This window comes from Natrinema sp. LJW11 (assembly GCF_056135975.1).
Genome location: NZ_JBWBDM010000003.1, coordinates 537261 through 547631, shown reverse-complemented (window position 1 = coordinate 547631; position 10371 = coordinate 537261). Strand labels below are relative to the sequence as shown.

Below are 10371 nucleotides of genomic sequence, written 5' to 3'. Positions count from 1 at the left end.
TCGACGGATATATCGTCGAGATGGTCCATTGGATACAATAACGATATAGGGGCGGAAAGTTCTAACGGTTACTATAGTAGCGAACGAACCGCGGCTACAGCGGCGGTAGTCGACCGATGTCCGAGAGCACCGCCGTGGCCGTCTCCGGACCGCCGGCACCGCGGCCGCTCGAGTGGAGCGATCCCGCGTTCCGGGTCTCGATCTGGACGATGTTTCGCGTGCCGGTCACGGCCAGCGCGCCGTTCTCGGGGACGAGTCGCGGACCGACGCGGATACCGTCGCGCGTGGCCTCCCCGATGAGCCGGATCGTGCGGCCGTCCTCGGCGGCGAGATCGAGCGCACTTCCGGGGATGTCCTGAATTCCCGTGACCGTCGCGTCCTCGAGTGCGAAGCCGCCGTCGGCTAACACGTTCGCGAGGATGACGAACTTCAGGGCGGCGTCGGTGCCGTCGACGTCGAAGGTGGGATCGGCCTCGGCGACGCCCAGATCCTGGGCCTCGGCGAGAACGTGCTCGTAGTCGAGCCCCTCGGCCGCCATCCGGGTGAGGATGAAGTTCGCGGTGCCGTTGAGCACGCCCCGAACCGCGGTGACGGCCTGTGGCGTGCAGTCGTCGATCGTCGAGAGCACCGGGATCGCACCGCCGACGGTCGCCTCGAACCGGATCGAGCCCGCGCTGTCGGCCTCGAGCGCGCGGAGTTCCTCGTAGCGCTCGGCGACGGGTCCCTTGTTCGCCAGCACGACGTGACGGTCGGCCTCGAGTGCACGTTTCACGTGCGTGAAGCCGGGCTCGGCGTCGCCGAGCGTCGTCGGCGTCGCTTCGACGAGCACGTCGTAGTCCGTCTCGAAGACGTCTTCGGGGTCGTCCGTACCGATGGCCTCGCCACCGACCTTGCGTTCGAGGACCGCGTCGACGGCGATCCCGTCGGGATCGACCGCGGCGCTGGTGGAGTCGGCGAGCGCGACGACCTCGTGACCGTACTCGCCGGCGAGATTTGCCACGGAGCGGCCGACGTCACCCGCGCCGAGAATCGCGAGTTCCATCAGGCCTCACCTCCGAGCAGCGGTTCGACGACGGTTAGCTCCTTGTCCGTCCCGATCGCACGGATAGCTGCGAGCGCCTCCGTGGACCGACCGGAGTTGATCGCGAGACGGGCTCGAGCGCTCGCGACGGCTTCGGTCCCGTCGGGCGCGGCCAGCGAGAGGTCCTGTACGACGGCGTTGGCCTCGTCCTCGATCCGCGACAGCGTGTTCGAGAGATCGGTTTCGACGAGGTGGCCGATCAGGATGACGTTTATCTCCTCGCCGTAGTGCTCTTCGCCGGCCTGGATGACGTTGACGCCGGCGTCGCGCAACGCCTCGACGATGCCGTCGAATCGATCGGGCGGACACTCGATGTCGACCTCGACGGGGATGTGCCCGCGAGGCGTGATGTTGCCGCGTTCGTGGTGGATGCTCAGCAGATTGCCGCCGTTGTCGGCGATCGGCGAGAGCGCGCGAAGCAGCTCACCGGGTTCGTCGACGAGCTCGAGCCGGACGGTATAAGCGCGGACGCCGCCGTCGGTTTCGGCGTCGGGTTCGTCCTCGTCGTCGGACTCGGGTGAGTTACCCATCGCCGACACCTCCTGCTTGCGGGCATCTACTCGTCATGGTGTATGCACCGTAATAGGTGCGTAAAAGGGTATAGGACTTCCCAAAACTCTCCGCCCCTGTCAACGAGGACCACGGACGACCGAGGAGCGGAGGACGGAGACCGCGGAGTGGCAGTTACGAAGGCCATCCACGCGTGTCCGAGTCCGTCGGTTCCGCAGCTCAGAGATGATCCTTGCCCGGATTCGACGAGCCCCAGTCGCCACGGCCGCCCTCGGTCCGGTCGACGCCCATGATCGACTCGGGCTGGTCGGGGCCGCCGAGGCTGTCGCGCGCGTCGGGTACCCGAATCGTCACCTCGTTGATCTCGGGCCACGTGATGAGTTCGGCCTCGATGTTGCCCGTCGTCACGTCGCTGACCGAACAGCCCTTGCAGCCGCCGCCGAGTTCGATGACGACCTCGCCGGTCTCGGGATCCGCCGCGCGCACCGCGCTGGTCCCGCCGTGCATCTGGATGATCGGCATCTCTCGGGCCAACCACTTCTCGACGCGTTCCCGGAGCGACGGCTCGTCCTCGGAGTCAGTCATGAGTCGTGCTAGGATCTCGAACGGTGAATAAGTTGGGTCGCGCCGCCGAAATCCGGCGAATTAATCCTGAACGTTTCCGCGCCGGCGAAGCCACTCGAGCGCGACCCCGCCACCGACGAGGCCGGCCACACCGGTGAAGCCGGGGATCGGACTGCTCTCGCCCGTCCCGCTTCGGTCGTCGGGTGCCGTGGAAAACGTGTAGAGCGCCCCCTCGAGCGACGCCCCTGTGATCGCCTCGGTACTGCTCGCGATGAACGTCTCGCCGGGCTCGAGGACGCGGGCCGTCCAGAACCCCGTCTCGTCGGTGTTTCGCCACTCGGCGATGGGTTCGGGAGCCGCGGGATCGGACACGTCGTGGATCTTCACGCCGGCTCGGTACCACGACGAGTAGAGCCGACCGTCGCGAAGCTCGAAGTTGTGCGAGGTCGTCCACATGCCGCCGGGTTTAGATTCGTCGTCCGCCCGCGGAGCGTCGATCGATCCCCTGTGGGCGGGATCGGCGGGATCGCTCACGTCGTAGAGGTCGATTCCACCCGGCCGATCCGGTTCCGCCCCGCCGGTCGCCCAGGCCTCCCGACCGACCGCCATGAGATCGCCGTCGTCGTCGACCGCAGCGTAGTGGTCGTTCCCGGGCAATCCGAAGACGGCCTCCCGCCAGTCGTCGATCGCGCGCTGTTCCTCGAGCGTGGTGTCCGCGACGTGTGAGACGACGGTGGGTTCGCTCGGCTCGCCGACATCGAGCAGGTAGGTGCCGGCGTTCCAGCAGGGCAGATAGGCGATCTCGTCCTGAACGCACACGTCGTGGATATAGCGGGCGAGCCAGTGGACGTCGCGCCAGCCGGGCTCGTGGTCCAGGAGCGACCAGGAGCCGTCCAGCGTGATCTCGCCGCCGCCGACGTCGAAAATGGCGAGCCGATTCGTTTCTCTCGTGTTCTGAACGACGAACAGGGATTCGCCGTCGAGATAGCAGTTGTGGACGTGATATCCGGTCCGATGTTCGCCGACCGGCGCGGGATTGCCGGGATCGCTGACGTCGTAACAGCGGAATCCGGCGACGCTGGGTCTCTGGCTGGCCGGCCCCGCGACGACCAACAGGTCTCCGTCGACGGAGACGTCGAGGATCTCGGTCATCGTCTCGCCGTCGAGTTGGATGCCGCGTTCCACCGCGAGGAGCGCCGGCTCGGCGGGATCGCTCACGTCGACGGTCGCGAAGCCGCTCGTCGCGGCGACGTAGGCGGTCTCGCCGTCGTCCCCGACGACGGCTTCCGCAGCGCCGGTGATGGGGATCCGACCGAGCGGCTCGATCGTCGCTTGCCCTCGGGCGAGCCCCACGAGCCCCGGGGCGGACAGGCTAAGACCGGCAACGCCGCTCGTTCGCAGCACCGCTCGCCGCTTCATGGCTAACACAGGGGGGCACAGCTACATAGAAGGTGGCACTCGAGCGCGCGGGCGCAGACGGCTGTCGGGTCGGTTGTCGGTTGCGAATTCGGACGGGGGGCGCCCGCGAGCGACTCACCCTCGGAGCCGCCGTCGGTCGCCTGTCCCCTCGGTCATGGCGCTGGCGAGCGCCCCTTCGACGACGACGTCGTCGCCGAGTTCGGTGAGCCGGATCTCGGGGACGTTCGTCATCACCATCTCCGCGACGCGCTCGCGGATCGGGTCGACGACGAGTTCCTCGTTGTGCAACGCGACCGCGCCGCCGACGGAGACGACGATCGGCGCGAACGCGTGGACCACGTTCGTCACGCCGATCGCGTTCCAGTGGGCGAGCTGTTCGATGACGTAATCCGCCAGCTCGTCCTCGCCGGCGAGATCGAAGACGTCCTTCGCCGTGAAATCCGGTCCCTCGAGCGGGAGATCGGTCGAGATCGTCGGATCGTCGTCGGCGAGCAGTCGGGCGTAATCGGGGATTGCGTTGCCGGAGCAGTAGGCCTCCCAGTGGCCGTCGTGGCCACAGCCACAGGTCAGCCGGCCGCGGGGATCGACGACGTAGTGACCGACCTCGCCGGCGTTGCCGTCCCAGCCGCTCGTGATCCGGCCGTCGGAGCAGACGCCGGCCCCGATCCCCGAGGAAACGGTGATGTAGACCATGTCGTCCGGGTTGCTGGCGGCGTGAAACCGCTCGCCGATGACGCCCGCGGTGGTGTCGTTGTGGAGGTAGACGTCGTCGCTGTCGATCAGCTTCGCGATCGGTCCGGTCAGCGGAATTCGATCGATCGAGTCGGGCAGGTTGGCCGGATCGATCACCGTCCCCTCCGCGAGATCGAACGGGCCGATCGAGCCGATCCCGGCGGCGGCGATCCGCTTGGGATCGACCTCGGCCTCGTCACAGGCGTCGCGAAGCGTTCGGAGGACCCCTTCCGTTACGTCGATTCCCGTCGGCCCGCGCGGCGTCGACCGGCGGCTCGCACCGATCGTCGTCCCGTCGGCCTCGGCGACGACGGCCCGGACGTTGGTCGCGCCGAGGTCGACGCCCGCATAGTAGACCATGCTGTCCTAGGGACGACCGCGGCCGTACTTAACTACCCAGATTATACTCGACAACGAGTAGCGATTTCGATACGTTGCGGCCTCGATAGCGTTTCCCTCGATAATCCGGCAACATACGTATGTCGCTCCGAGACATATGTTATCATATGGCCACCGACGACACGTTTCCGGAATCAGCGGCCGAATCGGAGCCGACTCCCGCGCTGTCCGAGACGGAACTCGAGGCCCTCCACGAGGTCGAGTTGGGGCTCGAGTGGGCCCAGCGCGCCCAGGGCTGTCTGCTCGAGTTCTACCACGCGACGGGCCACGGCATGGACCACCTCTCACGGGCCGAGGAACTGCTCAGGGCGGCCGGCCGCGACGAGCTCGCAAACGAGATTCGAGCCGACCTCCTTCCGCACGGCGTGGTCGACGATGACCGGTGGTCCTACGACGTTCTCGAGAACTTCCAGGAGAGCCTGCTGGCCGAGACGCGATCGCTCGAGCGGCGGGTTCGGCGGGAGCTGGCTGACGGGGAGCGCCACGTCCGCGAGCGCCGACAGGAGCGAGCGTGGAAGCGACGCGCTGACGAGCCGTGACGAGAACGAAGAACGCGGTTCGGTGGATAGGCGGCGAGTACCGCGCTGCGGGGAGTTACTCCATTACGTCGAGATCGCGGAAGTAGGTGACCGGGCAGGGGGCCTGCAGGATGATTTCCTGGGAGACGGAACCGAGAACGGCCTTCTCGGCGGGCGAGCGTCGCCGACCGCCGACGACCATTCGATCCGCGTCGACGTCGATCGCCATGTCGACGACCTTGGTACTGACCTCGCCGAGCGCACCTTTGATTTCGTAGTCGACGCCGGCCTCCTCGAAGCGCTCGGCGAGTTCGGGAACCGGCGCGCGCCGGGCGGCGACTTCGTCGGGATCGACGTCGTCGACGCGGGCCTCGAGGCCGAGGTCGTCGTGGACGTCCTCGTACTCGTCTGCCGTGAAGGCGTGGCCGATGACGACCGTGGCGCCGAGGGGGTCGGCGATCTCGAGAACCGTTTCGGCGAGCTCCGGCGCGCGAACTGTGTCCATCGGTCCGACTGCGAGAAGTACCGTATCGATTGCCATACCGGCACACTGTTCGGGCCATCCGCTTAAGTATTCTCGTCGTTGCAGTATTCGAGGAACGAGGCGTGATACGGACTGCTGTCAGTCAGTTCCGACGCGACCGCGATACGACCCGCGGTCGCACCGGTACATCGTTACAGCAGACCGTCTGAGTGACCGGAACCCGCCGCCCTCCGCCGGCGCGCCGTCGCTCGAGGGCTGGCCGTCGGCGATCGATCAGTCCTCGAATTCCTCGCTCCGGACGAAAGTAACGGGGCACGGCGCCGAGAGCAGTACTTCCTGGGCCGTCGAGCCGAAGACGGCCTTCCCCGTCGGCGATCGACGCCGTCCGCCGACGATGACTCGGTCGGCATCGGTACTCGCGGCCAGATCGACGATCGACGGCCCGTGTTCCCCCACCGCGCCGCGAATCTCGTAGTCGACATCGTGTTCGTCCAGGACGGCCTGCAGATCGTGGATCGTCGAGTGGCGCGACGCGACCGCGTCGGGGTCGATCTCGTCGACGGTCCGGTCGAAGTCGAGGCGGTCGAGCACCTGATCGTACTCGTCGCTGGTGAACACGTGTGCGAGGACGACCGTCGCCCCGGCGGGTTTCGCGACCTCGAGGACCGCTTCGGCTAGCTGGTCGCTGCGATCTGCGTCTCCGGGTCCGACTGCGAGCAACACTGTCTCTAACATGAACGACGGATTTCTCGCACACCACCGTAAATCCGCGGGTGGTAACCCGCGGGATCCAGCTGTCGCGGACCAGTGAGGGACGGTCCGGACGGTTTTTCCACGCCCTCGCCGCATACGGACGTATGGAGGGACCAGACCTCACGGGGCAGACGGTACTCGTCACGGGGAGCGCGAAAGGCGTCGGTCGCGAACTGCTGCTGGCGACGGCCGAGCGCGGTGCGGCGACGGCGGTCCACTACCACACCAGCGCCGAGGCGGCCCGCGACGTGGCCGAGGCGGCCCGCGATCGCGGCACGAGCGCGGCGATGACCGTTCAGGGCGACGTCACCGATCCCCAGAGCGTCGACGGCCTCTTCGCCGCCGTCGAAGCCGAACTCGGGAGCGTCGACGTGCTGGTCAACAACGTCGGCGACTTCGCGCCCGCCCACTGGGCCGCCCTCGAGTTCGGGACCTGGAACCGCGTCCTCGAGACGAACCTCAACGGGACCTACCTCTGTTCGAAGCGGGCGCTACCCGAGATGCGGGAGACCGAGTACGGCCGGATCGTAAACGTCGGCTACGCCTCGAGCGAGCAGGGGCTCGTCAGCCCCGAGAACTTCCCCTACTTCGTGGCCAAGAAGGGGGTATTGATGTTCACGCGCATGCTCGCGGCCGACACCCAGGACGACGGGATCACGGTCAACGCGATCTCGCCGTACGTCGTCGAGAACTCCGACGAGTTCCCCGACGACTTGCCCCGCGACCGGCCCGCGAACTTCGAGGACCTGATCGCGCCGCTGTACTTCTACCTCGACCCCGACAGCGGCTACGTCAGCGGGGAAAATATCGAGGTCGACGGCGGCTGGTTGCCCGAAACGGTGTAGCCGGTTGTCAGTGAGAGGATCGAACCGCGGCGCGAAGCGCCGCGGGTGGTTTTCGGTCCAGGTTTTTGCACGGAGCGGGTCTCGAGCGGCGCGCTGCACCGCGCGCCGCGGGAACGCGAACGGGCGGTCGCCCGTGAGCGTGGCGAGAGACCCCGACGTAGTAAAAAGGTGGGTGCAGAACCTCGAGGCCGACGGCGGCTGGTTGCCCGAGACGGCGTAACCGGTCACGGTAGAATGGCGTTCAACCGACCGTTCTGATGATATTCCGGACGGTCGCGGGACCGTTCTCGACGAGCGCGCGCGGAAACCGTCTCCGAGGCGATCTGAGCGCTGCCCGGAGGACGGCGCTCCCCTTTTCCGTGATCCCCGCCCCGTGGCCGACGAGGACTCGCTCCGGCTCGAGGTCGTTCAATTGACGCGGCGGCCTGAGCCGCCGCAGCAGCTGCAGTCCGAGTCGCTCCTCACCGATCAGGAACGAGTCGATCGTCCCCAGCGAATCGGGAACGATGAGGGTTCCACTGGGCTCGTGAAAGAGGACGACCTCGTCCCAGACGGAAAACGGTCGACTGGGAATCGCGCGAATACCCGTCGCCGGAAACGAGCCGGTGTACCGGTCGAGGGGCGCGTCGATGCGCCGTTCGACGCGCCCCATCCAGTCGGGAACGGAGACGGGAACGCCGTACCGGTTTGCAAACACGTCGGCGTCACGGGAATGCCAACACGAGAGGACGGCTACGCCGGCGATCTCACCGAAGTTCGCCAGCACGCGATCGATATCGGGGGTGTCTAACGGATCGAGAAGCCAGACCCCGTCAGCCGTTCGAATCGCGTGGCTCACGCGCTGGCCGCCTTCCCCGGGATGGGCCATCCAACTCACCCCGCCGGACCAGTCGTTGCAGAGCTGCGCGCCCGCCGATTCGCCGCGATCGAACATCAGTATCGGTTCCTCTCGGTGCCGCGTCCATAGTTCTCCCGCCGACCAACCACTGCTCGAGATACTCGGCCCGAGGTCGCGGTCGCTCGCGGAGCCCGATCGAATACTATACCTCGACCGCGGTCGTCTCCGTGCACATGTCATCGACGGGAACGGTCCGGGCGATCCACGTCGCACCGGAACAGGGCGCACCGCCGGAGCGAGTCGACCGCGTCCGAGCCGCCGCCGGGTGCGGCCTCGAGGGCGATCGCTACTACAGCGCCGACGGCACGTTCGCCGACCGCGAGGGCAGCGACGTTACGCTCATCGAGGGCGAGGCGCTGACCGGGGTCGAGCGCGACTACGATATCGACCTCGAGCCCGGCGTCCACCGCCGGAATATCACGACCGACGGCATCGCCCTGAATCATCTGGTCGACGTGCGGTTCCGGATCGGCGAGGTCGTCTGCGAGGGAGTCGAGCTCTGCGAGCCCTGTTCGTCCCTCGAGTCCCACCTCGCGGAGAACGGGGTCCGGGAGGCGCTGGTTCACCGCGGTGGCCTCCGAGCGCGGATCCTCGAGAGCGGGACCGTGACGACCGATGATCGCGTCGAACGCATCTAGCGCTTCTCGGCCCGAACACTCCACATATGTGCCGATAGAATCCAACAAACGAAAACAAAACCTACATTTCCTCGGAGTACAAGTGAGAACCAATGAACGAGTCTGGGATCCAGTCGCTGATGGAGCAGGAAACGCTCGATCGGCGCGTTCGGACCGGAGAAGCCCCCGAGTGGGTCGCCGATCACTGGCAGTCGTTTCGCGAGGGACTGCTCGGCGAGCGTAACGAGACGCCGTTTCCCTGTTTTTTCGGGGCCGAGTCGGTGCAAAACGGCGACCCGCTCTACACCGCAGTGCCGTCGCTGAGCGACGCCGACGCGCTGCTGACGCTGCGCGATCGAATCCTCGAGTACCTCGCGGTCCGCGAGGAATACTCGGACCGCGCGTCGCTGGTGACCTTCTTCAAGCCGCCCGAACGGCCGCTATCCGAGCGGGAGTACCACCGATCGCTGTGGCACATCCTGCAGACGCTGCACCTCCACGATCCCGAGCCCTGGCCGGAGGAGATCCCCACCGACCCCGACGACCCCTACTGGGAGTTCTGCCTCGGCGGCGAGCCCATGTTCCCGACCTGCCGGGCCCCGTTCTACGAGCACCGAAAGAGCCGCTACTGTCCCGTCGGCCTCGAGATCACGTTCCAGCCGCGGACGCTGTTCGAGAGCCTCGGCGTGACCGGTGACACCGAGGCCGGCCAGCACGCTCGCGACGTCATTCAGGGTCGCCTCGAGGGCTACGACGGCGTCTGTCCGCACGCCGATCTCGGGGACTGGGGCGTCGAGGGCGACCGGGAGTGGCCCCAGTACATGCTCTCTGCGAACGACGCGCAAGCGCCGTCGACGTGTCCGATCACGATCACCCGGACCCACCCGAAACCCGCCGCACAGCTCCCATGACGGACGCCGGAGCGGAGGTGGCGGCCGACGACGCGACCCTCGGCCGCGACCGACTCCGGAACGCCGTCCTCGTCCCGATCGACTTCCAGCGGGGGTTCGACGACCCCTCGTGGGGCGATCGAAACAACCCCGACGCCGAGGCGAACGCGGCGCGCCTGCTCGAGCGCTGGCGCGAGCGCGGCCGGCCGATCGTCCACGTTCGCCACGATTCGACCGAACCCGGTTCCCCGCTCCGAGGCGACGAGCCCGGCTTCGCATTTAAGTCCGAAACGGCACCGCTCGAGGGCGAGCCGACGGTCGTGAAGTCTGTCAACAGCGCGTTCATCGGAACGACCCTCGAGGAGTGGCTCCGCGACCGCGGCCTCGAGACGGTCGTCTTCGCGGGACTCACGACGGACCACTGCGTCTCGACGACGACGCGGATGGCGGAGAACCTCGGTTTCGACCCGATCGTGGTCAGCGACGCCACCGCGACGTTCGAGCGAGCGTTCGACGGCGAGACCTTCGACGCTGAGACTACCCACCGAACGGCGTTAGCCCACCTCGAGGGCGAGTTCGCCGACGCGGCGACGACCGCCGAACTTCTCGGTGACGGTTGAGTCGCTCGCTTCCAACCGACTCGAGCGGGAGCCGTCCCGAT

The 10371-nt window shown here is 67.1% G+C and carries 13 protein-coding genes; 5 read left to right on the top strand and 8 right to left on the bottom strand.

What is annotated here, in order from left to right:
• Window positions 1-94: 94 nt before the first annotated feature.
• From AC0QDI_RS11805 to AC0QDI_RS11785, 5 genes are all read right to left on the bottom strand, one after another.
• Window positions 95-1042 (bottom strand): homoserine dehydrogenase, encoded by a 948-nt coding sequence (locus tag AC0QDI_RS11805; RefSeq protein ID WP_474668331.1) that lies wholly within the window; start codon window positions 1040-1042, stop codon window positions 95-97.
• Window positions 1042-1611: an amino acid-binding protein gene (locus AC0QDI_RS11800; RefSeq protein ID WP_474668329.1), complete on the bottom strand. Its 570-nt coding sequence runs from the start codon at window positions 1609-1611 to the stop codon at window positions 1042-1044. The genes AC0QDI_RS11805 and AC0QDI_RS11800 overlap by 1 nt, the downstream gene beginning before the upstream one ends.
• Before the next feature lie 199 nt (window positions 1612-1810).
• Entirely contained in the window at window positions 1811-2176 is a 366-nt protein-coding gene (locus tag AC0QDI_RS11795) for a NifU family protein (RefSeq protein ID WP_474668327.1), read from the bottom strand.
• Between the two features lie 60 nt (window positions 2177-2236).
• Window positions 2237-3574, bottom strand: coding sequence for an LVIVD repeat-containing protein (locus AC0QDI_RS11790; RefSeq protein WP_474668325.1), 1338 nt, complete (start codon window positions 3572-3574; stop codon window positions 2237-2239).
• Window positions 3575-3688: 114 nt separating this feature from the next.
• Complete coding sequence (locus AC0QDI_RS11785; protein WP_474668323.1) at window positions 3689-4666, bottom strand: ROK family protein; 978 nt, start codon at window positions 4664-4666, stop codon at window positions 3689-3691.
• A gap of 146 nt (window positions 4667-4812) precedes the next feature.
• Here AC0QDI_RS11785 and AC0QDI_RS11780 point away from each other — a divergent pair, with 146 nt between their 5' ends.
• Window positions 4813-5244 (top strand): hypothetical protein, encoded by a 432-nt coding sequence (locus tag AC0QDI_RS11780; protein ID WP_474668321.1) that lies wholly within the window; start codon window positions 4813-4815, stop codon window positions 5242-5244.
• A 55-nt stretch (window positions 5245-5299) separates the two neighbouring features.
• Here AC0QDI_RS11780 and AC0QDI_RS11775 read toward each other — a convergent pair whose 3' ends face one another.
• Together AC0QDI_RS11775 and AC0QDI_RS11770 are read right to left on the bottom strand one after the other, a co-directional pair.
• Window positions 5300-5764: a universal stress protein gene (locus AC0QDI_RS11775; RefSeq protein ID WP_474668319.1), complete on the bottom strand. Its 465-nt coding sequence runs from the start codon at window positions 5762-5764 to the stop codon at window positions 5300-5302.
• 216 nt (window positions 5765-5980) lie between these two features.
• Window positions 5981-6442, bottom strand: coding sequence for a universal stress protein (locus AC0QDI_RS11770; protein WP_474668317.1), 462 nt, complete (start codon window positions 6440-6442; stop codon window positions 5981-5983).
• Between the two features lie 122 nt (window positions 6443-6564).
• Between AC0QDI_RS11770 and AC0QDI_RS11765 the strand changes: the two genes are divergently transcribed.
• A complete protein-coding gene (locus AC0QDI_RS11765) occupies window positions 6565-7305 on the top strand; it encodes an SDR family NAD(P)-dependent oxidoreductase (RefSeq protein ID WP_474668315.1) in 741 nt (246 codons plus the stop codon).
• 241 nt (window positions 7306-7546) lie between these two features.
• Here AC0QDI_RS11765 and AC0QDI_RS11760 read toward each other — a convergent pair whose 3' ends face one another.
• The gene (locus AC0QDI_RS11760) at window positions 7547-8239 is read right to left on the bottom strand and encodes a hypothetical protein (RefSeq protein WP_474668313.1); all 693 of its coding nucleotides are present in this window, start codon (window positions 8237-8239) and stop codon (window positions 7547-7549) included.
• Window positions 8240-8376: 137 nt separating this feature from the next.
• On the opposite strand from AC0QDI_RS11760, the gene AC0QDI_RS11755 reads away from it, so the two are divergent.
• The 3 genes from AC0QDI_RS11755 (at window position 8377) to AC0QDI_RS11745 (ending at window position 10330) form a co-directional block, all read left to right on the top strand.
• Window positions 8377-8841, top strand: coding sequence for an MOSC domain-containing protein (locus AC0QDI_RS11755; protein ID WP_474668311.1), 465 nt, complete (start codon window positions 8377-8379; stop codon window positions 8839-8841).
• Window positions 8842-8933: 92 nt separating this feature from the next.
• Window positions 8934-9731, top strand: a complete 798-nt coding sequence (locus AC0QDI_RS11750; protein WP_474668309.1) for a YqcI/YcgG family protein — start codon at window positions 8934-8936, stop codon at window positions 9729-9731.
• On the top strand, window positions 9728-10330 hold the full coding sequence (locus AC0QDI_RS11745; RefSeq protein WP_474668308.1) for a cysteine hydrolase family protein: 603 nt from the start codon (window positions 9728-9730) through the stop codon (window positions 10328-10330). Before AC0QDI_RS11750 ends, AC0QDI_RS11745 begins: the two co-directional genes overlap by 4 nt.
• Window positions 10331-10371: the final 41 nt, after the last annotated feature.

Coding starts and splice junctions, on each gene's coding strand:
- AC0QDI_RS11805 (WP_474668331.1), bottom strand. CDS start 1,042: ATGGAACTCGCGATTCTCGGCGCGGGTGACGTCGGCCGCTCCGTGGCA.
- AC0QDI_RS11800 (WP_474668329.1), bottom strand. CDS start 1,611: ATGGGTAACTCACCCGAGTCCGACGACGAGGACGAACCCGACGCCGAA.
- AC0QDI_RS11795 (WP_474668327.1), bottom strand. CDS start 2,176: ATGACTGACTCCGAGGACGAGCCGTCGCTCCGGGAACGCGTCGAGAAG.
- AC0QDI_RS11790 (WP_474668325.1), bottom strand. CDS start 3,574: ATGAAGCGGCGAGCGGTGCTGCGAACGAGCGGCGTTGCCGGTCTTAGC.
- AC0QDI_RS11785 (WP_474668323.1), bottom strand. CDS start 4,666: ATGGTCTACTATGCGGGCGTCGACCTCGGCGCGACCAACGTCCGGGCC.
- AC0QDI_RS11780 (WP_474668321.1), top strand. CDS start 4,813: ATGGCCACCGACGACACGTTTCCGGAATCAGCGGCCGAATCGGAGCCG.
- AC0QDI_RS11775 (WP_474668319.1), bottom strand. CDS start 5,764: ATGGCAATCGATACGGTACTTCTCGCAGTCGGACCGATGGACACAGTT.
- AC0QDI_RS11770 (WP_474668317.1), bottom strand. CDS start 6,442: ATGTTAGAGACAGTGTTGCTCGCAGTCGGACCCGGAGACGCAGATCGC.
- AC0QDI_RS11765 (WP_474668315.1), top strand. CDS start 6,565: ATGGAGGGACCAGACCTCACGGGGCAGACGGTACTCGTCACGGGGAGC.
- AC0QDI_RS11760 (WP_474668313.1), bottom strand. CDS start 8,239: ATGTTCGATCGCGGCGAATCGGCGGGCGCGCAGCTCTGCAACGACTGG.
- AC0QDI_RS11755 (WP_474668311.1), top strand. CDS start 8,377: ATGTCATCGACGGGAACGGTCCGGGCGATCCACGTCGCACCGGAACAG.
- AC0QDI_RS11750 (WP_474668309.1), top strand. CDS start 8,934: ATGAACGAGTCTGGGATCCAGTCGCTGATGGAGCAGGAAACGCTCGAT.
- AC0QDI_RS11745 (WP_474668308.1), top strand. CDS start 9,728: ATGACGGACGCCGGAGCGGAGGTGGCGGCCGACGACGCGACCCTCGGC.